Source organism: Rhizobium sp. 11_C7_N12_5, assembly GCF_051811145.1.
Classification (GTDB): domain Bacteria; phylum Pseudomonadota; class Alphaproteobacteria; order Rhizobiales; family Rhizobiaceae; genus Rhizobium; species Rhizobium lusitanum.
Genome location: NZ_JBPWPY010000001.1, coordinates 3,035,634 through 3,061,869 on the forward strand (window position 1 = coordinate 3,035,634; position 26,236 = coordinate 3,061,869).

The window sequence follows — 26,236 nt, forward strand, 5'->3', positions numbered from 1 at the left end:
AGACCATGCCCCGGACGAGCACAAAAGAAAACCCGGATTGCCGGATTGCCACTATTCGTCTTCATCATCGATCACACCGGTCAGCCGCATGCCTTCGATCCAGGTGGCACCGTCTTCGCGGATCACCCGGCGCGGCCGCACGCCGCAACGCTCGCGCACGGCAGCGGCCAGAACCTCCGAGTGGGTGACGATCCAGATCTGGCTGGTCTTGACCGCTTGCGCGATCATCTCGGCAAGCGGCACCAGCATGTCGGGATGCAGGCTCGCCTCCGGCTCGTTGAGCGCGATCAGCGGCGGCAGGCGGTAGGACATCAGCGCAGCCGCCAGGCCGAGGAAACGGATCTGGCCGTCGGACAATTCGCGCGGCTGGAAGACGCGATTTGGGAATTCGGGCAGCATCAGGCCGAAATCCGCCGTCTCCTGCGGTTCCGGCACGACAAGACGCGCCCCACCAAGGGCGGCGGCAATGACGCGATCGAGTTCGACGGTATCTTCGCGCGTGTGGACAAGCGTGGCAAAGACGGCGGCGATATTGGCGCCGTCCTCGTCCAGCATGGGAGATGTCACCGCAAGGCATGGCGCACGCAGCGGCGAGCCGCGATCGGTGCGAAAGCCATGATAGAACCGCCAGGCATCGACGGCCCGTCGGAAGGTGCCGACCTCCGGATAGTAGCCGGCATCGCCAAGCAGGGCGATCGCCGTTTCCGAGGTCAGCGCCTGCTCGGGATGCGCCTGCATGCGGCCATTCTCGCCACGAACGGAAATGCCCGGTCCGTCGCGCTTCATCATCGTTACCGACCGCCGGCCCGTTTCGATCGATAATTCCTCGGCCTTGACTTGCGGCTCCAATGGAAAGCCGGCAGAGGCAAGCGGCGGCCGCATGCCGGCCTCGATCCAATAGCGGAAAGTCGCTGCCCGCTCCATGTCGAGCAGCTCGACATCGAAGCGGATGCGAGCGGACTCATGCGAGCGCCGCTTGCCCGACCACATGGCTGAGAACATGCCGCCCTCGCTGGAAATCTCATGCGCCAGCCGCCCACGGACCGCCGCCTGTACGAGCTGCAGCGAACGATAGAGATTGGATTTGCCGACGCCATTCTCGCCGATGAACAGGTTGACATCGGCGAGATCCATTCGGATCGAACGCAAAGAGCGGTAATTCTGGGCGAACATCGAGCGAAGTTGCATGCCCCGGTCTAGCCGATTCCCGATTTAAAGAGAATGCTCGGCCAAGGCCTCGTCCTGCTGCCTGGGCGAAACGAGCGGCGAGAACCTCGCATTGCCGTCAGCCGCAAGATCGACGACCGTGTGCTTCTCCAGCGCTTTCGTCACCTCGTTGACGTCGCCGTCCAGATGCTCGACAGGAATGAGATTGCCGACGAGGAAGTCGAACTGGTCGCCGCGCTTGTTCAGAAGCTCGTGAAAGACAGTCATATCGCGCAGCTCGGTCGACCATCTGGCGAGCCAGTAGAACAGGCCGGAATTGCGCGCCGTCAGGTGCACCGGCAGGATCGGCAGATTGTATTTGCGCGCCAGACCCACGGCGGATGTCTTCCACGGACGCTCGTTCAGCTTGCCGTCCGCCCAATAGGCGATGCGGCCGGACGGAAAAAGCACGGTGACCTTGCCGTCGGCGACGGCACGATTGGTCAGCTGCAGCGTCTCGCGCGTCTTCGGCTTGCTCTTGTGCTCCTCTCGCCATTCCACCGGAATGATCATCTCGGCGAAACGCGGATTGACGCGGACGGCATCGCGATTGGCAAAGATCATCATGTCCGGCCGGCGCGATTTCAGGAGATCGAAAACGGCGACGCCGTCGGCAATGCCGGTGGGATGATTGCTGACGAGAATGAACCCGCCGGATGCCGGGATGCGATCGGCGTGGGTGACGTCGATGTCGAGCTGGAGCAGATCGCTCATATATTCGAAGCATTGAAAGCCGGACAACTTGGCGACATCATTGGCGAATTCGATCGCCTTGTTGTAACGCAGCAGCGTGTAGAGAAAGGGGCGCATGACCGGCCAGAGCGGATTGCGAACGATCTTTTCGCCACGTTCGGCGATCAGCATATCGACAATATGTCCCGGCTGACCCTGCGACACCAAAGCGATCGCTTCTGCAATCTGTCCCAATGCAGTTATCGAACCGCGGCGTGCCATGAAGTATCCTGAATGGTTGGGGTATATTCTATTGCAACCGAATATGATCGAAGCATGACAAGCGCCTCGCATATAGCCGCCAAATCATCGGAGATTTAGGAACGGGCCCATATGCAGATTTTTGGAGTGCCGTTGCTCCCGCAGCACATCGGAAATGCAAGCAGTGCAACGGGAAAGTTAGTGATTCCATAACCTTCCCTAATTCAAAGTGGCAGAAGGAATTTGAATTTCAAGGGGTTTTCCACTGAACGAATTGTTGATCATTGCCGACTCAAGGTTGATGGCGGAGCGTAGCCGCTGGCTCGACGCGCTCGGTCAGGAGCGGCGGCTCTCGGCCCACACACTGAATGCCTATGAGCGCGACACGCGGCAATTCCTCACCTTTCTCACCGGCCATCTCGGCGGCCCGGCAACGATCGCGGATATCCACGCGCTGCGCCCCGCCGATTTTCGCGGTTTTCTCGCCGCGCGCCGAAAAGAAGGGGCCGGCGCCCGTTCGCTCGGGCGCAATCTTGCCGGCCTTCGTTCGCTGCTGCGCTATCTCGAAAAGAAAGGCTTGGTGAATGCCGCAGGCGCGGCGGCCGTGCGCTCGCCGAAACAGCCGAAATCGCTTCCCAAGCCGCTTTCCGATACGCAGGCCATCACGGTGGTCAGCGATGAGGCACAGTTGCATGAGGAGCCATGGATCGCTGCGCGCGATGCGGCCGTGCTGACCCTGCTGTACGGCTGCGGCCTGCGCATTTCCGAAGCGCTGGATCTGAAGCCGCAGGATATGCCGCCGGGCGCGACTGCGCTGCGCATCACCGGCAAGGGCAACAAAACGCGGCTGGTGCCGCTACTATCAATCGTCGTCGAGGCGGTCGATCACTATCGCGCGCTCTGCCCCTATCATCTCGACGCGGACGGCCCCCTCTTTCGCGGCGCGCGCGGCGGCAAGCTGCAGCCGGGCATCATCCAGCACGGCATGCAGAAACTGCGCAGCGCCTTCGGCTTGCCCGATACCGCCACGCCGCATGCCTTGCGCCACTCCTTCGCGACGCATCTGCTGGCGGGCGGAGGGGACCTGCGCACCATCCAGGAATTGCTCGGCCATGCCAGCCTGTCGACGACGCAGGTCTATACCGGCGTCGATTCCTCGCGGCTTCTGGAAGTCTACGATCGCGCCCATCCGCGAGCGTAAGAAAAGATTAACCCCTTGCGTTAAGGGAATATGCGTTTCGCAAGGATAGAGCAGAAACATGTTTCGACATGCCTCCCGAAAGCCGCTTTCGAGCTTTAGAAGTCATGTCCTCTGCCAGCGGAAGGTTTAGATGATTTCTGCCCTCGGATCCAGGACGATGCGGTCACCGACGCCGGCGATCGGTGGCATGCTCCTTTGGCTCGCCACGGCCTTTCCGCTGATGCTGGCGATCATATTGATCGCAACCATGCTGACGCTGCAACCGGCGCACGCCGATGAGACGGTGTCCGACAGCTGCGGCGGCAAGGATCTGATGGCGGAGCTGCAGAAAAGCGATCCTGCCAAATATGCCTCCATCATCGCGGCAGGCGATAAAGTGGAAAACGGCAAGGGCATCTTCTGGAAGATCGAGAAATCAGGCCTGAAGCCTTCCTGGCTGCTCGGCACCATGCATGTCTCGGATTCGCGCGTGCTCACCATGCCGAAGGGCGCGCCGGAGGCAGTAGCGGCCGCCGATACGATCGTCGTCGAATCCGACGAAATTCTCGATGACAAGAGGGCAGCCGCGGCCCTCTTCGCCAATCCGTCGCTGACGATGCTCACCGACGGCTCGACCATCAGCCAGCATCTGTCGCCCGAGGATAACGCCAAGCTCGAAGCGGGACTGAAGGCGCGCGGCATTGCGCTTGCCGCTGTCTCCCGCATGCAACCCTGGCTGATTTCGAGCTCTTTCGAGATGACCGGCTGCGAAATCCACCGCAAGACCGCCGGCGCGAAATTCCTCGATCAGAAGCTGGCAAGCGACGCCGCCGCCGAGGGCAAGCAGGTCAAGGGCCTGGAGACGCTGGCCGAGCAGGCCAAGGCCATGAGCGATCTGCCGATCGCGCTGCATCTGAAGTCGCTGATCCAGACGCTCGAACTCGGCGACAAGATCAACGACGTCAACGAAACGATGACCGATCTCTATCGTGCCGGCAATATCGGCGCGATGATCCCGATGCTGAAGGTAATCGAGCCGGACCAGAACATCTCCGACGACGACACGGCGGCCTTCGAGCAGCGCATCATCCTCGATCGCAACAAGGTGATGGCCGAACGCTCCGCACCGATCCTCGACAAGGGCAACGCCTTCATCGCCGTCGGTGCGCTGCATCTGGCCGGCGACCAGGGCCTGGTAGCGCTGCTGCGCAAGCAAGGCTTCACGGTAACGGCAGTAAACTGACCGCGCTCATCCGTCTGCCGAAATTGGCGAGCATTGTTATGACGATCAGCCGGTGGAATGGTGTAATCAGCGCTATATAGATCCGCCCGAGCCATATCTTTCGCCTGACCAGTGTCGTCGCATCGACCAGCCGACGCCCCTGGTCGTCGTGCCGCACGTCGATGACCACACGAAAATCGAGGTGGCGATCGTCGAACCCCAGAACGACTTGATTGTCCGACTTGCTGACGACCGGAAAGAACCCGATCGTTTCCAGCTCATCCGCCACCAGGCTACGGCTGGATCTCAATCCGAACAGACCAGTCACGGCGTCGCGCAGCCGCACCAATAGCCGCACCCACAGCGGAAACCGGCCAAGCATGGCATGCGCAGCCGTAATTGCCGTAAAATCCGATCTCGCGACCCGCAGCTCATAGCAATCCGCCCAATCCGCACCCGGCAGCGCGGGATGCGGCATATACGGTATCACCATCCGAGGCCTTGCAGACATCGTCTCGCCCGTTGCGTCCATACCAGCAAGCTATCACACTCAGCACATCAACCTGAACAGACAAATGCCGGCTGCGACGATTGTGCAGGTGGACGGACGGCTAGCGCACAGCCGATCCGTTAGCCGGCAATATTTTCATACGCCAGGACGTCTCCGGCTTCAGATAGGCTGTCGCAATTGCACGGACATCCTGCGCTGTTATGGACTGGTAGCCGTTGATGCTGCCGCGAATCCGCTCGAGACGCCGGGCATCCGTCTGGGCACCATGCAAGCTCTCCAGCCAATAGCCGTTGGTCTGCTGCGAACGCTTTATCTCCTCCACGATCGGAGCCTTGGCGCGCGTGAGTTCGTCCGGTGAAACGTCCCTATCCCGCAAATCGGCGCTGATCTTGTCCACCAGATCGAAGAAATGATCCACCTTCGCCGGAACTGTCTCGACGTAGACATAGGCAAAGCCATAGCCCGGGATCGATCTGGACAGGTCGACGTCGCCCTGTGGGCTGTAAGTCGCGCCCTCGGCAATGCGGAACTGATCGATCAGACGATTCCGGAAGATCGCTCCTGTAACATTGGCGGCAACGGCGCGCGGCAAATCGGAGAGAAAATCGCCGATCGGCATGGCAACAAGCGCGCCGGCATTGTCGCTTCGCCCGTCCTGAAGCCGCACGACCGGTTCCGGCGTCGGTGCCGGAAAAAGCGCGCTACTGTCGGTCCGCTCCTGCGCATCGGGCCGGGCCGGCAGCGCACCGAAGGTCTGTGCGGTCATGCGGATCGCATCATCCACCTGAACATCGCCGGCGATGATGACTTCGATCTGCCCCTTGGAAAGGAACGGCCGCAAGAGTGCCTCGAAATCTTCCGGCTTGGTGTTGAGCAACTGTGTCCGGTCCGGAAAAGTCCAGCGCGGATCATTAGAATGCAAAAGCCCGGGAAGATCGCGGCCGACCACGGTCCCTGGCGTTGCCTGAAGCTGCGTCAGACTGTTCAGATAGGCCTGTTGCACCCGCTTGAAGACATCAGGACGGTAGGCTGGATCGGAGACATAGGCCGTCAGAAGCTGCAATTGCGTCGCCAGATCGCTCGGCCGCGTCGCCCCCTCGAACCTGAAGGAGCCATCCTGGATGGAAAAGTCGCTGCCGACGACGTTGCTGGCGAACGCCTTCTGCAAGTCATCGTAGCTGATTGCTTTGAGGCCGGACAGCGGCACCGCCGGCGCCGCCCATATTGGCAGCGAGCGGTCATGCGGCAGATCGAGCCGGCCGCGACCGATATTCGCACGAACCAGGACTTCGTCGGCGCGGAGCTTTGTCGGCTTGACGGTCAGGCGGACGCCGTTGGCAAAGCGTACCATCGTCACGCCGAGATCATCGACGACTCGCTGTTCGACGACGGCTCCGGCCTTCCCGAAATCGGTATACGCCCAGACGGCCGCTGTCGTATGCTCCGGCGCAGTAACCGGCACGGCGCGCGAGTCCGCATAGGCCTTTTCAACAGCCGCGACACCGCCCTCGGGCATTTGCGGGATCTGCAGTACCAGTTGCGGACCGTTGCCCGCAAAGGCAGCCTGGAGACTCTGGTTGACCTCGGCCGCTGTCAAGCCTTTCATCGCAGCATCGAAGAGCGAGAGGTCTTCCTCCGGCGAGGTGAAGACCACGCCTTCGCCGACACTCCAGGCCAAAGATCCGGCAATGTCCGGGCTCGTGCGCGTTGCAGCGCCGCCCGCAGCCGCCTGCAGTGTCGACCGGTATTCGGCAATTTCGCGATCGATCTCGTTTTGCGCAGCACCGAACTCGGCAATGCGGCGCTGCTCCTGATCGATGGCGGCAAGCGCCGCCTGCCACTTGTCGGGATCGCTATCGGCGGCAATCATCGTGACGTGCGCGGACTTCAACAGATCCTGAGCACCGGCCTGCGCGCTGACGAAGGGCGGGTTGGGCTGTTGCGCCAGAACGGAGATGCGCCGGTTGAGAACAGCCAGCCCTATCCCATCGATCAACTGCTGACGACGCTTGGCAACCGTGTCCTGCGAACCATCATAGGGACGCGTCCAGGCGATCTGCACGCGGGTGGCGCCACCCGGCACGACCACGGTTCCAACGCGCTCCCCGTGTTTTTCAAGAACGCCCAGATCGGGCTCCGCCGGCGCCGGTGTATTTGACATCCAATTGCTGAAGTGGCTGCGGATGTCGGCTTCGAGGGCCGCCGCATCGATATCGCCGACCACGATCAGCGTGGCGCGTTCCGGCCGATAATTGGTGCGATAATAGTCCCGCACCAGATCGACCGGTGCGTTGCTGATGATGTCAGTCTTGCCGATAGGCGGACGCAGCAGCACGCGCTGGCCGGGCAGCAGCAGGTTCATGAAGCCGGTTCCGCCCCGATATTGCGGCGTATCGCGCAGCTTCTCCTCCGAGAGGATGACACCGCGCTCGCGGTCGAAGGCGCCGGCATCCAGCGTGAGTTCGCTCGCCGTCTCACGCACCAGCATCAGGCCGGTGGAAACCGTCTCGGCATCGGCCTCAGGCAGATCGAGCGCATAGACGGTTTCGTTGTAGCTGGTCGAAGCGTTCGTATCCGCGCCGAAGGCCAGGCCGAGGCGCTGGAGGATTCGGGTCATCTCGCCTTCGGGAACGTGGGTCGAACCCTTGAACGCCATATGTTCGAGAAAATGCGCGAGCCCCTGCTGATCGTCTTTTTCCTGGAGCGAACCGGTGCCGATGCGAAACCGGATCGCCACCTGCCCTGCGGGCGTCGCATTATGCATGATGGCGAAACGCATACCGTTGGGCAGCGTGCCGAAACGGAGATCGGGCTCCGCCGGCAGATCGCTGGCGGCCTGCGGCCAACCGACATCAGGCGTTTCGGCATGAGCCGGGAGCACACCGGTCGCTAGGACCGTGAAGGCGACAACAATGAACAGTTGTAGGGATGCGGCAATAGCTGGGATTTGGCGTGACATGCTTGCTTCGGTGATTGGGGGAGCTTCGATGATGCGATGCACGAGAGGCCCCGTTCATCGCATCATCGCATGTGCATTGCAATCCCAGTATTCGACCGAGCTTAAACGCCGTTCTTACATGTGGATCGGCTTGAAGAAGGTCGCAAGCGCTGCCTCCTTCACGGCTTCCGACATGGTCGGATGCGCATGGCAGGTGCGGCCGAGATCTTCCGACGACCCACCGAATTCCATCAGCACGGTAATCTCGTGGATCATCTCACCGGCGCCGAAGCCGACGATATGGCCGCCCAGAACCCGGTCCGTTTCCTTGTCGGCCAGGATCTTGACGAAACCATCGGTCGCCAGCATGGCGCGGGCTCGGCCGTTGGCGGAGAACGGGAACTTGCCGACCTTGTAGGCGATGCCCGCGGCCTTCAGCTCTTCCTCGGTCTTACCGACGGAGGCGACTTCCGGCTGGGTGTAGACGACGCTCGGGATGACGTCGTAGTTCACATGGCCCGCCTGGCCGGCGAGGATCTCGGCGAGCGCCACGCCCTCGTCTTCCGCCTTGTGCGCCAGCATCGGGCCCTTCACCACGTCGCCGATGGCATAGATGCCGGCAACGTTGGTCTTGAAGTGGCCGTCGATCTCGACGCGGCCGCGATTGTCGAGCACGACGCCGGCCTCTTCCAGGCCAAGGCCTGCCGTATAGGGCTTGCGGCCAGTCGCGACCAGCACGACATCGGCGTCGAGCACGACCTTGTCGCCGCCCTTGACCGGCTCGAAGGTAACCTTCGCGCCACCGCCGGACTTCTCGACGCCGACCACCTTGGCGCCGAGATGGAATTCCACGCCCTGCTTGGCCAGCATGCGCTGGAACTGCTTGGAGACTTCGCCGTCCATGCCGCCGAGGATGGTGTCGAGATATTCGACGACGGTAACCTTGGCGCCGAGGCGCGACCACACCGAGCCGAGCTCGAGGCCGATGACGCCGCCGCCGACGACGATCATCTTGCCCGGCACCTTGTCGAGCGCGATGCCGCCGGTGGAGGAGATGATGATCTTCTCATCGATTTCGAGCGGCACGCCCGGAATGCCGGCAACGTCGGAGCCGGTGGCGATGACGATGTTCTTGCCCTCGATCTCCGTCACCTTGCCGTCGTCGGCCGTCACGGCAACCTTGCCGGCGGAAACGATCTTGCCGGTGCCCTGGAAGGCATCGATCTTGTTCTTCTTGAAAAGGAAGGCGACGCCATCGACATTCGACTTCACCGTCGCGTCCTTGTGGGCCATCATCTTGCCAAGGTTCAGCGTCGGCGCTGCAACCTCGACGCCGAGCGCGTCCATGCCATGGCCGGCCTGATGGAACACTTCTGAAGCGTGCAGCAGCGCCTTGGAGGGAATGCAGCCGATGTTGAGGCAGGTACCGCCAAAGGTCACTCGCTTTTCGACGACCGCCACCTTCAGGCCGAGCTGCGCCGCCTTGACTGCGCAGACATAGCCGCCGGGGCCGGTTCCGATAATGATCACATCGTAGGACATGGTTTAATTTCCTTGTTTTCTATCTCTGTTAGTCGGCCGCCCGCGCCAAGGCGAGGCGGATGCCGAAGCCGACGAGCGCCGCTCCGGTGATGCGGTTGAACCATTTGCCTGACGCGATGAAGCGATCGCGAACCGGCTTGACGGTGAAAAAGGTGGAGACGCCGGCAAACCAGGCGACCAGAGCCGCCGCCATGCCGATGCCGTAGCTGAACTGGATCAGCGCCGGCGTGTCGTGATGCACGAGCGTCGAAAACAGCGACAGGAAAAACAGCACCGGCTTCGGGTTGAGCGCATTGGTGATGAAGCCCGTCGCCAGGCAGCGCCAGGCGGAGACCGGCTTGCGGTCGGCATCGGTGATCTCGATTTCCGCCACCTTGAAGCCCGGATCGCGGAACGACTTGAGGCCGAGATAGACGAGATAGAGAACGCCGGCCCATTTGATCATGCTGAACAGGACAAGCGATTGCGAGACGATCAGGCCGAGGCCGAGGATGGTGTAGCTGATGTGGAAGAGCAGCGAGAAGCCCATGCCGAGCCCGGTCATCATGGCGGCGCGGCGGCCATGCACGATGCTCTGTCGCAGGATGACGGCAAAATCGGCGCCGGGAATGACGATGAAGATTGAGAACACCGCCATCAGGCCGAGGAATTCGAGAATATATTGCATGAAAGCCACCCTTCCGCTTAACGGCCACCGCTCACGTCGAGCAAGGCACCCGTTATATAGGATGCGTGAGGCCCCAGGAGATAGAGGATGGAGTCGGCCACCTCGTCGGCCGTTCCGGCACGCTTCATCGGCAATTGCGGAGCGATGTCGCGAGCCCGGTCCGGCAGGCCGGCGGCGGCGTGGATATCCGTATCGATGATGCCGGGCCGGACGGCGTTGACGCGGATGCCTTCGGCCGCCACCTCGCGCGCCAGACCGACCGTGAAGGTATCGATCGCCCCCTTGGAAGCGGCATAATCGACATATTGCCCGCCGCCGCCGAGCGTGGCGGCCAGAGAAGAAACGTTGACGATCACGCCGCCCTTGCCGCCGTGCCGAGTCGACATGCGGCGCACCGCTTCCGCCGCGACGAGCATCGAGCCGGTGACATTGACGCGGAACATGCGGTCGATCCGCTCAGGCGTCATTTCGTCGAGGCGCTGGATCACACCAACGATGCCGGCATTGTTGACGAGGCCATCGAGGTGGCCGAAATGCGCGTCGATCGTGGCAAAGATGGATTTGATGTCCTCGGGCTTGCCGACATCGCCGGCGATTGCGATCGCCTCGCCCCCGGCCTCGCGGATCGTCGCCACCACAGCCTCGGCCGCCTCCTTGTTGGACGCGTAGTTGACCGCCACCGCCCAGCCATGCTGAGCAGCGGCCACTGAAACAGCCGCGCCGATGCCGCGGCTGCCGCCGGTTACGAGAAGAACGGGTGCACTCTCGCTCATTGATAGCATCCTTTCAGGCTGAGGACGTCCCAGGGCGCAACGGTTGCCTTGCCCTCGCCCCAAAGAGAAGACTTCTGGATCGAGGGTCCGAGCGCCGGCAGGAAAAGCCGTTCCGCCGCACTCTCGCCCTCGGTCGGAAGCGCGCTGATATGGCCCTTCAGGTCCGAGGCATAGACCATGCCCTGCCAGACGGTGCAGGCCCTCAGATCGGCCCCGGTCACATCACCTTCCGGGCACTCGAACATGATCCTGCCATCGGCGCGCTTTTGATCGTCGGTGCGCGTGACAACGCCATCGGCCACGACATTGGTGTTGCGCACGGCAAGCTTGAACTTGTTGCTGACGGATGATTCCGACCCCATGGGCTCGAAGCGCAGCTCATAGGCGTCATCCATATCGCCGTAGACGGCCTTTTCCTGCACGCATTCGCCCGCGAGAGCCAGTGCCGGATTAACAGCAAAGGCCATTATCGCCCAGCGCACCGGAGCCAGCCGCGTCATCATGCGGTTAGTCAACATCGTCATTCCCCTCCCGGTTCGCGCCGGCCATCGGCGTTCTCCGTCACGCCGAAGTCGGTGAACAGAACCAGCGGCCGCCCGCCGGCATCGAGGCCCCAGAAGACCGGATAGAAGCCATCGCCCCAGCCGCTCCAGAAGATGGCGACATTACCACGCTCGCCGGCCACCGGCCGGTGCATGGCATATTTGTCCTTGTTCGCCTCGAGTTCGGGCGCCAGGACATCATCATAGTAGTTGATATCCGAGGACGACTTCGCGGCCCGGACCTGCTTTTCCCGCTCCTGAATGAGAGCATAGGTATCGGCATCCATATAGCAGCCGAGGCCAGCATCCACCGGATAGCCGAAGAACTCCTCACCCTTCAACGCATTGATATCCTGGCCCGGAATGAGCGCCAGCTCCCAGCGCACCGGCTTGCCCTCGGCAAACCGAATGCTGCCGGCGGCGATGCGGCCGAAGGCTTCATAGAGCGTCACTGGATAATCGCCCGGAGGCACGGTCCTGACCAGCGCCGGACGGCCCGGTCCGACCAGCGGATCGCTGGCAACGATGCGGCCGGACGTCAGTTCGACATTGCCGATGCGAAGGACGGTGATCGATCGTGCAGCAAGACCGGCGTCGCTGAGCGACGCCAGATCGAGGTTGCTGCTAAGCTTGGAAACGTCGAACTCATCCGCGCCGGCGGATGATGGCACCCATGCGGCGACGGCGCACAACAATCCGCGCAGCGTCCGCATGGGCCATGTCGACATGATCCAACGCTCCCTTAGAGATCGAGAACCAGGCGTTCCGGATCTTCCAGGCTTTCCTTGACGCGCACGAGGAAGGTCACGGCTTCCTTGCCGTCGACCATGCGGTGATCGTAGGAGAGCGCCAGATACATCATCGGACGGATGACAACCTGACCGCCGATGGCGACCGGACGCTCCTGGATCTTGTGCATGCCGAGAATGCCCGACTGCGGCGCGTTCAGGATCGGCGAGGACATCAGCGAACCATAGACGCCGCCGTTGGTGATGGTGAAGGTGCCGCCCTGCATGTCAGCCATCGACAGCGTGCCGTCACGGGCAGCTTTTGCCAGACGGCCAAGCTCCTTCTCGACCTCGGCGATCGACATCTGGTCGGCATCGCGAATGACAGGAACGACGAGGCCCTTGTCGGTACCGACAGCCATGCCGACGTGGCAGTAGTTCTTGTAGATGATGTCGGTGCCGTCGATCTCGGCGTTGACGGCCGGCAGTTCTTTCAGGGCGTGCGTGACGGCCTTGGTGAAGAAGCCCATGAAGCCGAGCTTCACGCCATGCTTCTTCTCGAAGATGTCCTTGTACTTGTTGCGCAGGTCCATGACCGCCTTCATGTCCACCTCATTGTAGGTGGTGAGCATGGCGGCGGTGTTCTGCGCATCCTTGAGGCGGCGGGCGATCGTCTGGCGCAGGCGGGTCATCTTGACGCGCTCTTCGCGGCTGACGTCCTCGACGGCGGTCGGCGCGCGCGCGGCGACCGGAGCAGCCGGCGCGGCGGCAGGCGCCGAGGAAGCCTTGGCGATGGCGGCGATGGCATCGCCCTTCAGGACCTGACCGCGCTTGCCGCTGCCATCGACCTGATCGGCGGAGATATTGTTCTCGGCGAGCAGCTTGGCGGCGGCCGGAGCCGGCGGCATGGCGGAAGCCGAAGCGGAAACGGTTGCTGCAGCAACCGGCGCGGCAGCGGCAGGAGCAGCCGGAGCGGCAGCCTGGGCCGGAGCGGCGGCGGCACCGTTGCCGGCACTGATCTGGCCGAGCAGCGCGCCGAGGCCTACGGTCTCCCCGGCCTGGGCAACGATTTCGGACAGCGTGCCAGCCGCAGGTGCTGGAACTTCGATCGTCACCTTATCGGTTTCAAGCTCGAGAATCGGCTCATCGGCCTTGATGGCATCGCCGACCTTCTTGAACCAGGTGCCGACGGTCGCCTCGCTGACGGACTCGCCGAGGGTAGGAACGCGGATTTCAGTGGCCATTGTTCAGATCCTGATTTTTCGTCGTTATACGTTAAGTAGATGATCCGGCAGCAGATGGCCGGAGAATGATCGATGGCATCGGCGAGATTTCGGTGCGGAAGCCGAGTCCTGCAAGAAGGACGGGATCAGCATCGCAGAGCGCCTTCGCGGTGTCGGCATCTTCTGTCTCGATGATCGCCATGCCAAAGGCACCGGCGGCAGCGAAGACCGGGCCGACGACAATGGCCACCCCGGTTTGCGCATGCCCGTGCCAATAGGCGGCATGTTGCTGCATGGCCGCCATCTCCTCCCCAGTGGCGTCATGTGGAAAGCTGGGACGCGGCGGCACGAGTTTCATATGAAAATAAGCCATCGTCCCACCTCCCTATCCTCTTTGCTCGATGACCTTGTCAGAAAACCGCTTCGCACTTTTCTGGATCATGCTTCAACCGCCAAGCGCATCCTCAAGGAACGCCGCAAGCTGCGTCAGATGCTTGGACATCAGGCCCGTCGCCGGAGAGGCGGCGGCCGGACGGCCGGTGTAGCGAACGCGCTGGTACTTGGCATCGATATGGGCGAGCACCCATTCCAGATAGGGATCGATGAAGGACCACGCGCCCATGTTCTTCGGCTCTTCCTGGCACCAGACCATCTCCGCATTGCGGAAGCGGCTGAGCTCATTGATGAGCGCCTTGGCCGGGAACGGGTAGAGCTGTTCGATGCGCAGCAGGTAGATATCGTCGATGCCGCGCTTCTCACGCTCTTCCAGAAGATCGTAATAGACCTTGCCTGAGCAGATGACGACGCGACGGATCTTGTTGTCCTTCTGCAGTTTGATCGGGCCGTCCTTGATCACTTCCGCATCGTCCCAGAGCAGACGGTGGAAGGAGGTTTCCCCCGCCATTTCCGCCAGGCTCGACACGGCGCGCTTATGGCGCAGCAACGACTTCGGCGTCATCAGGATCAGCGGCTTGCGGAAGTCACGCTTCAACTGACGGCGCAGGATATGGAAGTAGTTTGCCGGCGTTGTGACGTTGGCGACCTGCATGTTGTCTTCAGCGCATAGCTGCAGATAGCGCTCGAGGCGGGCCGACGAATGTTCCGGACCCTGACCCTCATAGCCATGCGGCAGCAGGCAGACGAGGCCGGACATGCGCAGCCATTTGCGTTCGCCCGACGAGATGAACTGGTCGAAAACGACCTGCGCGCCGTTGGCGAAGTCGCCGAACTGGGCTTCCCAGAGCGTCAATGCGTTCGGGCGGGCCAGTGAATAGCCGTATTCGAAACCGAGAACAGCCTCTTCCGAAAGCATCGAGTTGATGACTTCATAGCGGGCCTGGGTCGGCGACAGATTGGCGAGCGGGATGTAGCGCTCTTCGGTTTCCTGATCGTAGAGAACCGAATGACGCTGCGAAAATGTGCCGCGTTCGCAATCCTGGCCGGACAGACGAATCTTGTGGCCCTCGACAACAAGCGAGCCGAAAGCGAGCGCTTCCGCCATTGCCCAATCGATGCCTTCGCCTGTTTGCACCATGTTGGCGCGGTTTTCCATGAAGCGTTGAATGGTGCGGTGCGCGTGGAAGCCGGCCGGAATTTCCGACAGCTTGCGGCCGATCTCCTTCAGCGTCTTCATCGGCACGGCGGTCTTGCCGCGGCGCTGCTCGTCGGCATTGTCAGCCGCATGCAGGCCCGACCATTCACCGTCCAGCCAGTCGGCCTTGTTCGGCTTGTAGTGCTGGCCGGCCTCGAACTCCTGCTCGAGATGGGCGCGCCAATCAGCCTTCATCTTTTCGACTTCGCCCTCGGTCAGCACACCTTCGGCGACCAGCCGCTCGGAATAGAGCTGCAGAACCGTCTTGTGGGCGCGGATGACCTTGTACATCTTCGGCTGCGTGAAGGACGGCTCATCGCCTTCATTGTGGCCGTAGCGGCGGTAGCAGAACAGGTCGAGGACGACAGGCTTGTGGAACTTCATGCGGAATTCGGTGGCGATCTTGGCCGCATAGACAACGGCTTCCGGATCGTCGCCGTTGACATGGAAGATCGGCGCTTCGATCATCTTTGCGACGTCGGACGGATAGGGCGACGAGCGCGAGAAGGCCGGATTGGTGGTGAAACCGATCTGGTTGTTGATGATGACGTGCATCGTGCCGGCAACGCGATGACCGCGCAGGCCGGACAGGCCGAGAATTTCGGCAACCACGCCCTGGCCGGCGAAAGCCGCGTCACCGTGGATCAGCAGCGGCACGACCTTGGCACGCTCGGACAGCGGAATGATGTCGCCATCCCATTGGGTGGCGCCCATATCCTGCTTGGCGCGGGCCTTGCCCATGACGACCGGATTGACGATTTCCAGATGCGACGGATTGGCCGTCAGCGAAACGTGCACCTTGGCGCCATCGAAATCGCGGTCGGAGGACGCGCCCAGATGGTACTTGACGTCACCGGAGCCTTCGACTTCATCCGGCGCGTAGGAGCCGCCCTTGAACTCGTGGAAAATCGCCCGGTGCGGTTTGCCCATGACCTGAGAAAGCACGTTCAGGCGGCCGCGATGGGCCATGCCGAACAGAGCCTCCCTGAGGCCGAGCTGACTGCCGCTCTTCAGGATCTGCTCCAGCGCCGGGATCAGCGATTCGCCGCCGTCGAGGCCGAAGCGCTTCGTGCCCTTGAACTTGACGTCGAGAAACTGCTCGTAGCCTTCGGCTTCGATCACCTTCTGCAGGATCGCCTTCTTGCGCTCGGGATTGAAAGCAATACCCTTATCGACGCCCTCGATGCGCTCCTGGATCCAGGCCTTCTCTTCCGGATTGGAGATGTGCATGAATTCGACGCCGAGCGTCGAGCAGTAGGTGCGCTCGAGGATCTCGATCATCTCGCGAATGGTCGCATATTCGAGGCCAAGCACGTTATCGATGAAGATCTTGCGATCGAGGTCGGCCTCGGTAAAGCCGTAGGCTTCCGGCGACAACTCCTTGTAGTCCTCGACCGCAGCGGCGATGCCGAGCGGATCGAGCTTGGCGTGCAGGTGACCGCGCATGCGGTAGGCGCGGATCATCATGATGGCGCGGACGGAATCGCGCGTCGCCTGCAGGACGTCGGCGGTATCGGCCGGCGCGCCGGCGGTTTCCGCCTTGGCCTTGATCTTGGTCTCGATAACCTTCTCGACAATGCCCCAATCGCCGTCGAGCGCGGAAACCAGGTCGCCCTTTGCCGGGATCGGCCAGTTCTTGCGCTGCCACGAGGCGCCCTTGGCCGCCCTCTTCACGTCGTCAGGACTGTCTTCCAGCGCCTTGAAGAATGACCGCCACTCGTCGGAAACCGACGATGCGTCGTCCTCGTAGCGCGCATAAAGCTGCTCGATATAGGCAGCATTCGCGCCATCCAGGAACGAGGTGATCTGAAATTGCTCGTTGGCTTCTTGCCTTGCCATGGTGATATGCGGACAGCCTCGTCCGCCTCCCGACTTGTTTGCATTGCCGGCTTATGGACATCCGGCGACCGTATTTCGTCCACGGCCCATTGGGCCGCACATTTGCTTCTAAAAATTGGAAGGCCGGACGGGATATGCGGCTGCCGCTCCCCGTCCGGGTCTTGCTATAGGTAAGATCAGCCCTTCAGGACTTCCACCAGCGTCTTGCCGAGACGCGCCGGCGACGGCGACACGCGGATGCCCGCCGCTTCCATCGCTGCGATCTTGTCTTCCGCGCCGCCCTTGCCGCCGGAGATCACGGCGCCAGCATGGCCCATGGTGCGGCCGGGAGGTGCCGTGCGGCCGGCGATGAAGCCGACCATCGGCTTCTTGCGGCCCTTCTTGGCTTCGTCCTTGAGGAACTGTGCCGCGTCTTCTTCCGCCGAACCGCCGATTTCGCCGATCATGATGATCGACTTGGTTTCGTCGTCGGCGAGGAACATTTCCAGGATGTCGATGAATTCCGTGCCCTTGACCGGATCGCCGCCGATGCCGACGGCCGTCGTCTGGCCGAGACCTTCATTGGTGGTCTGGAACACGGCTTCATAGGTCAGCGTACCCGAACGCGAGAGAACGCCGACCGAGCCCTTCTTGAAGATGGATCCCGGCATGATGCCGATCTTGCATTCGTTCGGGGTGAGCACGCCGGGGCAATTCGGTCCGATCAGGCGCGACTTCGACTTGAGAAGGCGAGCCTTGACCTTGACCATGTCGGCGACCGGAATGCCTTCCGTGATGCAGACGATGAGCGGCACCTCGGCTTCGATCGCTTCGAGGATCGCGGCTGCGGCACCCGCCGGTGGCACGTAGATGACCGAAGCGTTGGCGCCGGTCGCTTCCTTGCCTTCGGCGACCGACTTGAAGATCGGCAGCTTTTCGCCGTCCTTGCCGGTCCAGGTTTCGCCACCCTTGGAGGGGTGGATACCGCCGACCATTTTCGTGCCGTGATAGGCAAGCGCCTGCTCGGTGTGGAAGGTGCCGGTCTTGCCGGTCAGGCCCTGAACCAGAACCTTGGTGTCTTTGTTGATGAGAATAGACATGCGAGGCCTTTGCTACGAGAGGTTGGAAGACGCGGAGGCAACGCGACGATAGACACCGCTGACGACCTCCTGCCATGTATCGCTGCCGGCGGGCGAGAAAGTGACGCCCATTCGGTAGCAGTCTTCATTTTCGAACTGGAATAGAGTGCGCTGCGCACCGCGCGGCGAGACTTTCGTCAGGACAAGCCTATCCTCGGCCCACTCGCCGGAGGCCGGCGAGGCGGGCGCGAAGCCCACGCTGTCGAACTGATATAGCTTGTAAGCCTGATCCGCACCGTCGAAGCCGAGAATGTTCCGGGATTCGAAAGAGGTATCGCCGTCCCGCGTCTGCACGTAGCGCTGCTCGACGAAGAACCCGCCGAACAGACACTCGGCCGTGAGCCGCGCGGTTGCCGTGCCTTCCTTCGTCCAGGCCGAAGCCGCGACACGCTCTTCCCCTTCCCACGTGCCGGCAAAGGCACCGAGGCGAAGATGAGCAGCCGTTGGAGCGAAGGAGGCAGCCATCCCGATCAGCCCTTGACTGCCTTGACGATCTTCTGGGCGGCATCGTCCAGGTCATCGGCGGAGATGACGTTGAGACCGGATTCGTTGATGATCTTCTTGCCGAGCTCGACATTGGTGCCTTCGAGGCGCACGACGAGCGGAACCTTCAGACCGACTTCCTTGACGGCTGCGAGCACGCCTTCGGCAATGACGTCGCACTTCATGATGCCGCCGAAGATGTTGACCAGAATGCCCTGGACGGCCGGATCGGCAGTGATGATCTTGAAGGCGGCCGTAACCTTTTCCTTGCTGGCGCCGCCGCCGACATCGAGGAAGTTCGCCGGCTCTGCGCCGTAAAGCTTGATGATGTCCATGGTCGCCATTGCGAGACCGGCGCCGTTGACCATGCAGCCGATGTTGCCATCGAGAGCGACATAGGCGAGGTCGTATTCGTGGGCCTGGATTTCCTTCTCGTCTTCTTCAGACGTGTCGCGCAGCGCGCGGATGTCTTCATGACGGAAGAGCGCGTTGCCATCGAAGGAGACCTTGGCGTCGAGGACGCGCAGGCGGCCGTTGGTCATGACGATCAGCGGGTTGACTTCCAGCAGCGCCATGTCCTTTTCGACGAAGGCCTTGTAGAGGATCGGGAACAGCTTGGCACCGTCCTCGCGGGCAGCCCCTTCGAGCTTCAGCGCGTCGGAAATGGCAGCCGAATTGTCAGCAGTGACGCCCGTCGACGGATCGATGGCAACGGTGATGATCTTTTCCGGCGTATCGTGCGCGACGGTCTCGATGTCCATGCCGCCTTCCGTCGATACGACGAAAGCGACCTGACCGACCGAGCGGTCAACCAGGATCGAGAGATAGAGTTCGCGATCGATATCGGCGCCGTCTTCGATGTAGAGACGGTTGACCTGCTTGCCGGCCGGGCCGGTCTGCTTGGTTACCAGCGTGTGGCCGAGCATTTCCTTGGAATTGGCAACGACGTCCTCGACAGACTTGGCAAGGCGAACGCCGCCCTTGGCGTCCGGGCCGAGTTCCTTGAACTTGCCCTTGCCGCGGCCGCCGGCATGGATCTGGCTCTTGACGACGTAAAGCGGGCCTGGAAGCTGCTTGGCGGCAGCGGCGGCTTCGTCGGCGGAGAAGATTGCAACGCCGTCCGCGACGGGTGCGCCATAGCTCTTCAGCAGAGCCTTGGCCTGATATTCATGAATGTTCATGGACTTATCCCTGTTATAGCGCGGAAATTACTTCAGCGACGGCGCGATGGCGATGCAGGCTTCGCAAAGGCCGGCGACGGACGCGACCGACTTGTCGAAGGCTTCCTTCTCGGCCTTGTTCAGGTCGATCTCGATGATACGCTCGACGCCGCCGGCGCCGATGACGGTGGGAACGCCGACATACATGTCCTTGACGCCATACTGACCATTGAGATGGGCAGCGCTGGGCAGGACGCGCTTCTTGTCCTTGAGGTAGGATTCGGCCATTGCGATGGCGGAGGCGGCCGGAGCGTAATAGGCCGAGCCGGTCTTCAGCAGACCGACGATCTCGGCGCCGCCGTCACGGGTGCGCTGGATGATTTCTTCCAGGCGCTCAGCGGTGAGCCAGCCCATGGTGACGAGGTCCGTCAGCGGAATGCCGGCAACGGTGGAGTAGCGGGCAAGCGGAACCATCGAATCGCCATGGCCGCCGAGAACGAAAGCGGTGACGTCTTCGACCGATACGTTGAATTCCTTGGCGAGGAAAAGGCGGAAGCGCGAGCTGTCGAGCACGCCGGCCATGCCGACGACCTTGTTGGCCGGCAGGCCGGAAAACTTCTGCAGCGCCCAGACCATGGCGTCGAGCGGATTGGTGATGCAGATCACGAAGGCATTCGGGGCATACTTCTTGATGCCGGCGCCGACCTGCTCCATGACCTTGAGGTTGATGCCGAGAAGATCGTCGCGGCTCATGCCCGGCTTACGGGCGACACCGGCGGTGACGATGCAGACGTCAGCACCTTCGATCGCGGAGTAGTCGCTGGCGCCGGTCAGGTTGGCGTCGAAGCCTTCGACCGGCGAAGACTGGGCGATGTCGAGACCCTTGCCCTGGGGAATGCCGTCCGCGATGTCGAACAGGACGATGTCGCCCAGTTCCTTCAAGCCGGCGAGATGCGCCAGCGTGCCACCAATCATGCCAGAACCAATAAGTGCGATCTTGTTGCGCGCCATTTCGGTGTATCCTTTGCGATCAAAATCCGTGGCGGGACGCCGAGCGAGGCATCCACAATAGCCGCCAATCGCATAGACCCAAAGGTGCAAATTGGCAATTGATTATTTTGAGAGCAGCAATTTCAATCGGTTAGATCGTAAAATTCTTACGTAAACGTAAGTCACTCTGTCACCGAATTGTTACTCGGCCGCGCGTTTTGCCCGAGTCTGCGCCAGATAGTCTGCGCTGCGCATCTCGAAAAGCCGGGATGTCGTGCGGTCGAATTCGAAGCCTTCGGTCCCGCGCCTTTCCACCAGAAGATCCTCCGGCATCGCAGCCGCGGAAACATAAAGCCGGATGGCATGATCGTAGAGCGTATCGATCAGAATGATAAAACGTTTCGTCTGATTGCGCTTTTCCGGCCCGAGCTTCGGCACGCGATCGAGGAAGATCGTGTCGAAGCGCTCCGCTATGGCGAGGAAATCTGCGGGGCCGAGCGGCGCCTCGCAAAGATCGGCGAAGGAGAAGCGCGCCATGCGATCGACTGCCAGCGGCACATGGATGGAGCGCCCCTTCCTGGGGATCTCCGTGGGCTGCGCCTTGCGTCCATGCAGCGCCTGCATCCAGGATGCATCCATCGCCATATCGGTGCGGTCATCGATCGGGGTCAGATAAACAGGCTGGCTGTTCAGCTTCTCCATGCGGTAGTCGGTCGGCGAATCCAGTGTCACGACATCGACATGGCGCTTCAAGAGATCGATGAAGGGCAGAAACAGGCCACGATTGAGCCCATCGCGATAGAGATTGTCCGGTTCGACGTTCGATGTGGCGATCAGCACGCATCCGAGCGAGAACAGCTCGGAAAACAGCCGCGACAGGATCATCGCATCGGCGATGTCGGTGACGGTGAATTCATCGAAGCAGAGCAGTTCGGCCTCGGCGTAGAGATCTGCGGCAACCGGCGGTATGGGGTCTGCCTGCTTGGTCTCGCCGTTCTTGAACTTCAGCCGCTGCGCCGCGATGCGATTGTGCACATCGGTCATGAACTCGAAAAAATGCGCGCGGCGCTTCTTCTGGCAGGGCGCCATGGCGAAGAACATATCCATCAACATCGTCTTGCCGCGCCCGACGCTGCCGTGGATATAGAGCCCCTTGACGGTCTCGACCGACTTCTTGCGCGTGGCAAACATCCAGCCGAGCGCGCTCGACTTGCTGGCGGGCCGCTTCCGCTTCAGATCGGCAAGCACCCGATCCAGCAGTTTCGCCACATTCATCTGCGCCGAATCCACCTGAAGCGATCCGGAGACCGTCAGCGCCTTCAGCTGCTCGCAGACGCTGTGGGAATAGTCGGGCATGGGCTGCATGGGGAAATACCCGCCTGTGCAAAAGGGAACACGCCCGAGGCGCGGCCCTATCGGAGAAGCTTATCGGCTGAGGCTGAGAGGCTGACCGGAAGCGGTCGAGCCATCAAAGCGCGCGTCGGCCGTCTTGTAGAGCGTTCCGATCGTGCTGCCATCGCGGTTCTTCAAGAGAACCTGCTTGCCGGAGACTTCCCAGGATCCCATTGCGGTGAGCTCGCCCGAGCAGCCACGCGTGCCGCCACGCGAGCCGCTGCCGAGGTTGGTGAGCGTCAGGAACATGTCGCAGCTCGATCCGCCGTTGCTGACCTTCCAGCTGCCGACCATCGATTCCTTGGTGACGTCCATGGCGGAAGCAGCCATCGCCTGCTGTTGCTGCGGGTTGCCACCGCTCGGCGCGTTCGTCGGCGCTGCCGGAAACTGCGAACCATTGGCGCCGTTCACAGGGGGAAGCTGACTTGACTGAACGGAGGGGACAGGCTGTGCCTGCAATGGCGGGGCCGAATAATTATCGTTGTATGCTGTGCGCTGGCAACCGGCAAGCGACAGACCTATCGCAGCAGCCGTCACTGCATATCTGAACTGCATCATCACACTCCTAATTAATTGTCCACCGCTGACATTTGCAAAGTAATGCTCAATGACGTGGGAATTATCGTATTTCACTTTGGTTAATCAAGTCGATACCGCCACAAATTGCCGTCGGCCATAGCTGGACAAGAATCGGGTGGTTTCAAGGCCTAACCCGGCGAACCTCTTCCAGATAGAAGCGATCGGCAAATTCCTGCATGCTTTTGTCGCGCGCTCGATCTTCGCGAAACCGGCCTGAGAAGTCAGAATAGCGTGCGAGCGAGGCCGTCAGAAATTGCGTGAGGGGCAGTGGCGGGACGCCCTCTCCCATTTCGCGCGTCTCTTTCTTGACCGCCACCAATTGCAGAATTGTTGCCCGAATATCCTTGGCTATGTCGATGTCTGCGAGACATTCGAGCATGTTCATTGGCGGCAATTTGGCAAAATCCGTCTGACACATCCATTCGAGCGCTATCGCCGGACGAATGGAATAGAGCAGCTTCTTCAAGCGAACAGGCTCGGCTCCATCGTCTGGCTGATGCCGTTTCATTAAGCCGACATAGTGCTGAGCGACCTTCTCCGGCACCATGATCGCATCCAGCAGCGCGCCGAGGCGATCTCGAAAGCCGGGCTCTTCCTCATAGACGATCGGTGATTTCAGCCATTCGACAAGAACGGCATTGCCCTTCAGTGCCAAAAGCAGCGCCTTGCGCAGATCCCACCCACCGGTATCGATATCGTCAACGATGGGAAACTCGATGACGTCCCGATGCGGGAACAAAGTCAGATGATCCCGCTCCTGCCTGATATAGACGAAGCGGCAATCATAATCGCTATCGGGCGAGGGAAAGCCCCAGGCGCGGCTGCCGCTTTCGATGGCAAGACCGATGCGAATGCCCTCGGCCTTGACCGAAGCAAGCCGCAACCGAATTTCGGCCACGGCCTCTGGCGCAAAGCCTTCTATCGTCATGCGAACATAATCCTCATCGCCGCCGAATTGGCGAATGATGGTCGACGGTCAAACCCGCCGTTCGACCATCATCTTCTTGATTTCGGCGATTGCCTTGGCCGGGTTCAGACCCTTCGGGCAAGTCTGGGCGCAGTTCATGATCGTGTGGCAGCGATAGAGGCGGAACGGATCTTCGAGATTGTCGAGACGTTCGCCCTTGGCCTCGTCTCTGGAGTCGATCAGCCAGCGATAGGCCTGCAGCAGGACGGCAGGACCCAGATAGCGGTCGCCATTCCACCAATAGCTCGGACAGGAGGTCGAGCAGCAGGCGCACAGGATGCATTCGTAAAGGCCGTCGAGTTTCAGGCGGTCTTCGTGGCTCTGCTTCCATTCCTTGGCCGGCGGGGGCGATACCGTCTTCAGCCAGGGTTCGATCGAACGATGCTGCGCGTAGAAATTCGTCAGATCCGGCACGAGGTCCTTCACGACGGGCAGATGCGGCAGCGGATAGATCTTCACCGTACCCTTGATCTCGTCCAGACCCTTGGTGCAGGCGAGCGTGTTGGTGCCGTCGATATTCATCGCGCAGGAGCCGCAGATGCCCTCGCGACAGGAGCGGCGCAGCGTCAGCGTCGGGTCGATCTTGTTCTTGATGTAGAGCAGACCGTCGAGCACCATCGGGCCGCAATCGTCGATATCGATGTAATAGGTATCGATGCTCGGATTCTGGCCGTCGTCCGGGCTCCAGCGATAAACGCGGAATTCGCGCGTATTCGTGGCGCCGACCGGCTTCGGCCAGACCTTGCCTTCGCGCATCTGAGAGTTCTTGGGGAGAGCGAGTTCAACCATGGTCAGTTCCTCTCAGATCAGTACACGCGTGCCTTAGGCTCGATCTTATGCGGATCGATGCCTTCGGCGATCAGGTCAGTATGGACGGGACGATAGTCGAGCTTCACATCGCCGGCCTCGTTGACCCAGGCAAGCGTATGCTTGCGCCAGTTCTCGTCGTCACGGCCGCCGAACTTGCCCTCGGTGTAGTCCTCGCGAGCATGCGAGCCGCGGCTTTCCTTGCGTGCCTCGGCGCCGTAGATCGTCGTGATGGCATTGGACATCAGATTGTGCAGTTCCAGCGTCTCGACGAGATCGGAATTCCAGATCAGCGAACGGTCCGTGACCTTGATGTCGGACAGTTCCTTCCAGATCTCCGAAATGCGGCGGCAGCCGGATTCCAGCGATTCCTGCGTGCGGAACACCGCGGCGTCTTCCTGCATGGCGCGCTGCATTCTCTCGCGCAGCGCCGCCGTCGGCGTGCTGCCGCTGGCGTGGCGCAGACTGTCGAAGCGTTCCATGATCTTGTCGCAGGCGGCAACGTTAACAGGCGGAACCGGGCCGACGCGGTCGATGACCTGACCGGCGCGGATGGCTGCGGCACGGCCGAAGACCACAAGGTCGATCAGCGAGTTGGAGCCGAGACGGTTGGCGCCGTGCACCGAGGCGCAGCCGGCCTCGCCGACGGCCATCAAGCCCGGCAGAATGCGCTCGGGATTGTTGCTGTCGGCATTCAGCACTTCGCCCCAATAATTGGTGGGAATGCCGCCCATGTTGTAGTGGACGGTCGGCAGCACCGGGATCGGCTCGCGGGTCACATCGACGCCAGCGAAAATGCGCGCGCTCTCGGAAATGCCAGGCAGGCGTTCGTGCAGCACGGCCGGATCGAGATGGTCGAGATGCAGGAAGATATGGTCCTTGTTCTTGCCGACGCCGCGACCCTCGCGGATTTCCAGCGTCATGCAGCGTGAAACCACGTCGCGCGAGGCAAGGTCCTTTGCCGAAGGAGCATAGCGTTCCATGAAGCGCTCGCCCTCGGAATTGACGAGATAGCCGCCTTCACCGCGCGCGCCTTCGGTGATCAGACATCCCGAACCATAGATGCCGGTCGGGTGGAACTGCACGAATTCCATGTCCTGCAGCGGCAGACCGGCGCGGGCCACCATGCCGCCGCCATCGCCGGTGCAGGTATGGGCCGAGGTCGCCGAGAAATAGGCGCGGCCGTAGCCGCCGGTCGCCAGCACCACCATCTTGGCGGCGAAGCGATGGATCGTGCCGTCGTCGAGACACCAGGCGACGACGCCGGTGCAGCGGCTGCCGTCATCCGACATGATGAGATCGAGCGCGAAATATTCGATGAAGAATTCGGCATTGTTGCGCAGCGACTGGCCGTAGAGCGTATGCAGGATGGCGTGGCCGGTGCGGTCGGCGGCAGCGCAGGTGCGCTGCACCGGCGGTCCATCGCCGAAATTCTGCATGTGGCCGCCGAACGGGCGCTGATAGATCTTGCCTTCCTCATTGCGCGAGAAGGGCACGCCGTAATGCTCGAGCTCGTACACGGCCTTCGGCGCTTCCATGACCATATATTGCATGGCGTCGACGTCGCCGAGCCAGTCGGAACCCTTGACGGTATCGTAGAGGTGCCACTGCCAGCTGTCCGGCGTCATGTTCTGCAGCGAGGCGGCGATGCCGCCCTGGGCTGCGACCGTATGCGAGCGGGTCGGGAAGACCTTGGTGATGCAGGCGGTGCGGAAGCCCTGCTCGGCCATGCCGAGCGTAGCGCGCAGGCCGGCACCGCCGGCGCCGACGACGATCACGTCATAGGAGTGATCGACATATTTGTAGGCTTTGCCATTCTGAGCGGGTGAGGTCGGTGCCATGATA

23 protein-coding genes are annotated in these 26,236 nt (G+C 61.6%); 2 read left to right on the forward strand and 21 right to left on the reverse strand.

Going from position 1 to position 26,236, the window contains the following annotated elements:
* Window positions 1-51: 51 nt before the first annotated feature.
* Together AB8B29_RS14945 and AB8B29_RS14950 are read right to left on the reverse strand one after the other, a co-directional pair.
* A complete protein-coding gene (locus AB8B29_RS14945) occupies window positions 52-1,188 on the reverse strand; it encodes an AAA family ATPase (RefSeq protein WP_037196789.1) in 1,137 nt (378 codons plus the stop codon).
* A 24-nt stretch (window positions 1,189-1,212) separates the two neighbouring features.
* Window positions 1,213-2,160 carry a GNAT family N-acetyltransferase gene (locus tag AB8B29_RS14950; protein ID WP_037196790.1) on the reverse strand — a complete coding sequence of 316 codons (948 nt, stop codon included), beginning with the start codon at window positions 2,158-2,160 and terminating at the stop codon, window positions 1,213-1,215.
* Between the two features lie 244 nt (window positions 2,161-2,404).
* On the opposite strand from AB8B29_RS14950, the gene AB8B29_RS14955 reads away from it, so the two are divergent.
* Together AB8B29_RS14955 and AB8B29_RS14960 are read left to right on the forward strand one after the other, a co-directional pair.
* Window positions 2,405-3,340 carry a tyrosine recombinase XerC gene (locus tag AB8B29_RS14955; RefSeq protein ID WP_037196791.1) on the forward strand — a complete coding sequence of 312 codons (936 nt, stop codon included), beginning with the start codon at window positions 2,405-2,407 and terminating at the stop codon, window positions 3,338-3,340.
* A gap of 130 nt (window positions 3,341-3,470) precedes the next feature.
* On the forward strand, window positions 3,471-4,562 hold the full coding sequence (locus AB8B29_RS14960) for a TraB/GumN family protein (RefSeq protein WP_037196792.1): 1,092 nt from the start codon (window positions 3,471-3,473) through the stop codon (window positions 4,560-4,562).
* Here the strand turns inward: AB8B29_RS14960 and AB8B29_RS14965 are convergent.
* From AB8B29_RS14965 to sdhA, 19 genes are all read right to left on the reverse strand, one after another.
* On the reverse strand, window positions 4,540-5,019 hold the full coding sequence (locus AB8B29_RS14965) for a DUF2867 domain-containing protein (protein ID WP_244655190.1): 480 nt from the start codon (window positions 5,017-5,019) through the stop codon (window positions 4,540-4,542). The genes AB8B29_RS14960 and AB8B29_RS14965 overlap by 23 nt on opposite strands.
* Window positions 5,020-5,152: 133 nt before the next feature.
* Window positions 5,153-8,011: a M16 family metallopeptidase gene (locus AB8B29_RS14970; RefSeq protein WP_439006602.1), complete on the reverse strand. Its 2,859-nt coding sequence runs from the start codon at window positions 8,009-8,011 to the stop codon at window positions 5,153-5,155.
* 114 nt (window positions 8,012-8,125) lie between these two features.
* Window positions 8,126-9,532, reverse strand: coding sequence for a dihydrolipoyl dehydrogenase (lpdA, locus tag AB8B29_RS14975; protein ID WP_037196795.1), 1,407 nt, complete (start codon window positions 9,530-9,532; stop codon window positions 8,126-8,128).
* A 28-nt stretch (window positions 9,533-9,560) separates the two neighbouring features.
* On the reverse strand, window positions 9,561-10,199 hold the full coding sequence (locus AB8B29_RS14980) for a LysE family translocator (protein WP_037196796.1): 639 nt from the start codon (window positions 10,197-10,199) through the stop codon (window positions 9,561-9,563).
* Between the two features lie 17 nt (window positions 10,200-10,216).
* Complete coding sequence (locus AB8B29_RS14985; protein ID WP_037196798.1) at window positions 10,217-10,972, reverse strand: SDR family oxidoreductase; 756 nt, start codon at window positions 10,970-10,972, stop codon at window positions 10,217-10,219.
* A complete protein-coding gene (locus AB8B29_RS14990; protein ID WP_037196928.1) occupies window positions 10,969-11,472 on the reverse strand; it encodes a hypothetical protein in 504 nt (167 codons plus the stop codon). The genes AB8B29_RS14985 and AB8B29_RS14990 overlap by 4 nt, the downstream gene beginning before the upstream one ends.
* Window positions 11,473-11,492: 20 nt before the next feature.
* Entirely contained in the window at window positions 11,493-12,242 is a 750-nt protein-coding gene (locus tag AB8B29_RS14995; RefSeq protein ID WP_037196799.1) for a DUF4241 domain-containing protein, read from the reverse strand.
* 14 nt (window positions 12,243-12,256) lie between these two features.
* A complete protein-coding gene (odhB, locus tag AB8B29_RS15000) occupies window positions 12,257-13,486 on the reverse strand; it encodes a 2-oxoglutarate dehydrogenase complex dihydrolipoyllysine-residue succinyltransferase (RefSeq protein WP_037196801.1) in 1,230 nt (409 codons plus the stop codon).
* Window positions 13,487-13,517: 31 nt separating this feature from the next.
* The gene (locus AB8B29_RS15005) at window positions 13,518-13,838 is read right to left on the reverse strand and encodes a YciI family protein (RefSeq protein WP_037196803.1); all 321 of its coding nucleotides are present in this window, start codon (window positions 13,836-13,838) and stop codon (window positions 13,518-13,520) included.
* 72 nt (window positions 13,839-13,910) lie between these two features.
* A complete protein-coding gene (locus tag AB8B29_RS15010) occupies window positions 13,911-16,895 on the reverse strand; it encodes a 2-oxoglutarate dehydrogenase E1 component (RefSeq protein ID WP_037196805.1) in 2,985 nt (994 codons plus the stop codon).
* Between the two features lie 176 nt (window positions 16,896-17,071).
* Window positions 17,072-17,974 carry a succinate--CoA ligase subunit alpha gene (sucD, locus tag AB8B29_RS15015; protein WP_037196807.1) on the reverse strand — a complete coding sequence of 301 codons (903 nt, stop codon included), beginning with the start codon at window positions 17,972-17,974 and terminating at the stop codon, window positions 17,072-17,074.
* Window positions 17,975-17,986: 12 nt separating this feature from the next.
* Window positions 17,987-18,478: a DUF1579 family protein gene (locus tag AB8B29_RS15020; RefSeq protein WP_037196809.1), complete on the reverse strand. Its 492-nt coding sequence runs from the start codon at window positions 18,476-18,478 to the stop codon at window positions 17,987-17,989.
* Between the two features lie 5 nt (window positions 18,479-18,483).
* Window positions 18,484-19,677 carry an ADP-forming succinate--CoA ligase subunit beta gene (gene sucC, locus AB8B29_RS15025; RefSeq protein WP_037196810.1) on the reverse strand — a complete coding sequence of 398 codons (1,194 nt, stop codon included), beginning with the start codon at window positions 19,675-19,677 and terminating at the stop codon, window positions 18,484-18,486.
* Between the two features lie 27 nt (window positions 19,678-19,704).
* Window positions 19,705-20,667 carry a malate dehydrogenase gene (mdh, locus tag AB8B29_RS15030; RefSeq protein ID WP_037196811.1) on the reverse strand — a complete coding sequence of 321 codons (963 nt, stop codon included), beginning with the start codon at window positions 20,665-20,667 and terminating at the stop codon, window positions 19,705-19,707.
* A 180-nt stretch (window positions 20,668-20,847) separates the two neighbouring features.
* Window positions 20,848-22,011 (reverse strand): cell division protein ZapE, encoded by a 1,164-nt coding sequence (gene zapE, locus AB8B29_RS15035; protein ID WP_037196812.1) that lies wholly within the window; start codon window positions 22,009-22,011, stop codon window positions 20,848-20,850.
* 60 nt (window positions 22,012-22,071) lie between these two features.
* The gene (locus tag AB8B29_RS15040) at window positions 22,072-22,593 is read right to left on the reverse strand and encodes a protease inhibitor Inh/omp19 family protein (RefSeq protein ID WP_047554363.1); all 522 of its coding nucleotides are present in this window, start codon (window positions 22,591-22,593) and stop codon (window positions 22,072-22,074) included.
* A gap of 145 nt (window positions 22,594-22,738) precedes the next feature.
* A complete protein-coding gene (locus tag AB8B29_RS15045) occupies window positions 22,739-23,545 on the reverse strand; it encodes a nucleotidyltransferase domain-containing protein (RefSeq protein WP_047637813.1) in 807 nt (268 codons plus the stop codon).
* 48 nt (window positions 23,546-23,593) lie between these two features.
* Complete coding sequence (locus AB8B29_RS15050) at window positions 23,594-24,373, reverse strand: succinate dehydrogenase iron-sulfur subunit (protein ID WP_047553621.1); 780 nt, start codon at window positions 24,371-24,373, stop codon at window positions 23,594-23,596.
* Between the two features lie 17 nt (window positions 24,374-24,390).
* On the reverse strand, window positions 24,391-26,232 hold the full coding sequence (gene sdhA / locus AB8B29_RS15055) for a succinate dehydrogenase flavoprotein subunit (RefSeq protein WP_037196817.1): 1,842 nt from the start codon (window positions 26,230-26,232) through the stop codon (window positions 24,391-24,393).
* Between the last annotated feature and the right edge of the window lie 4 nt (window positions 26,233-26,236).

Coding starts and splice junctions, on each gene's coding strand:
- zapE (WP_037196812.1), bottom strand. CDS start 22,011: ATGCAGCCCATGCCCGACTATTCCCACAGCGTCTGCGAGCAGCTGAAG.
- AB8B29_RS14965 (WP_244655190.1), bottom strand. CDS start 5,019: ATGCCGCATCCCGCGCTGCCGGGTGCGGATTGGGCGGATTGCTATGAG.
- lpdA (WP_037196795.1), bottom strand. CDS start 9,532: ATGTCCTACGATGTGATCATTATCGGAACCGGCCCCGGCGGCTATGTC.
- AB8B29_RS14995 (WP_037196799.1), bottom strand. CDS start 12,242: ATGTCGACATGGCCCATGCGGACGCTGCGCGGATTGTTGTGCGCCGTC.
- odhB (WP_037196801.1), bottom strand. CDS start 13,486: ATGGCCACTGAAATCCGCGTTCCTACCCTCGGCGAGTCCGTCAGCGAG.
- AB8B29_RS15050 (WP_047553621.1), bottom strand. CDS start 24,373: ATGGTTGAACTCGCTCTCCCCAAGAACTCTCAGATGCGCGAAGGCAAG.
- AB8B29_RS14985 (WP_037196798.1), bottom strand. CDS start 10,972: ATGAGCGAGAGTGCACCCGTTCTTCTCGTAACCGGCGGCAGCCGCGGC.
- AB8B29_RS14970 (WP_439006602.1), bottom strand. CDS start 8,011: ATGTCACGCCAAATCCCAGCTATTGCCGCATCCCTACAACTGTTCATT.
- AB8B29_RS14945 (WP_037196789.1), bottom strand. CDS start 1,188: ATGCAACTTCGCTCGATGTTCGCCCAGAATTACCGCTCTTTGCGTTCG.
- sucC (WP_037196810.1), bottom strand. CDS start 19,677: ATGAACATTCATGAATATCAGGCCAAGGCTCTGCTGAAGAGCTATGGC.
- AB8B29_RS15045 (WP_047637813.1), bottom strand. CDS start 23,545: ATGACGATAGAAGGCTTTGCGCCAGAGGCCGTGGCCGAAATTCGGTTG.
- AB8B29_RS14950 (WP_037196790.1), bottom strand. CDS start 2,160: ATGGCACGCCGCGGTTCGATAACTGCATTGGGACAGATTGCAGAAGCG.
- mdh (WP_037196811.1), bottom strand. CDS start 20,667: ATGGCGCGCAACAAGATCGCACTTATTGGTTCTGGCATGATTGGTGGC.
- AB8B29_RS15005 (WP_037196803.1), bottom strand. CDS start 13,838: ATGGCTTATTTTCATATGAAACTCGTGCCGCCGCGTCCCAGCTTTCCA.
- sucD (WP_037196807.1), bottom strand. CDS start 17,974: ATGTCTATTCTCATCAACAAAGACACCAAGGTTCTGGTTCAGGGCCTG.
- AB8B29_RS14960 (WP_037196792.1), top strand. CDS start 3,471: ATGATTTCTGCCCTCGGATCCAGGACGATGCGGTCACCGACGCCGGCG.
- AB8B29_RS15040 (WP_047554363.1), bottom strand. CDS start 22,593: ATGCAGTTCAGATATGCAGTGACGGCTGCTGCGATAGGTCTGTCGCTT.
- AB8B29_RS14980 (WP_037196796.1), bottom strand. CDS start 10,199: ATGCAATATATTCTCGAATTCCTCGGCCTGATGGCGGTGTTCTCAATC.
- AB8B29_RS14990 (WP_037196928.1), bottom strand. CDS start 11,472: ATGACGCGGCTGGCTCCGGTGCGCTGGGCGATAATGGCCTTTGCTGTT.
- AB8B29_RS15010 (WP_037196805.1), bottom strand. CDS start 16,895: ATGGCAAGGCAAGAAGCCAACGAGCAATTTCAGATCACCTCGTTCCTG.
- AB8B29_RS15020 (WP_037196809.1), bottom strand. CDS start 18,478: ATGGCTGCCTCCTTCGCTCCAACGGCTGCTCATCTTCGCCTCGGTGCC.
- sdhA (WP_037196817.1), bottom strand. CDS start 26,232: ATGGCACCGACCTCACCCGCTCAGAATGGCAAAGCCTACAAATATGTC.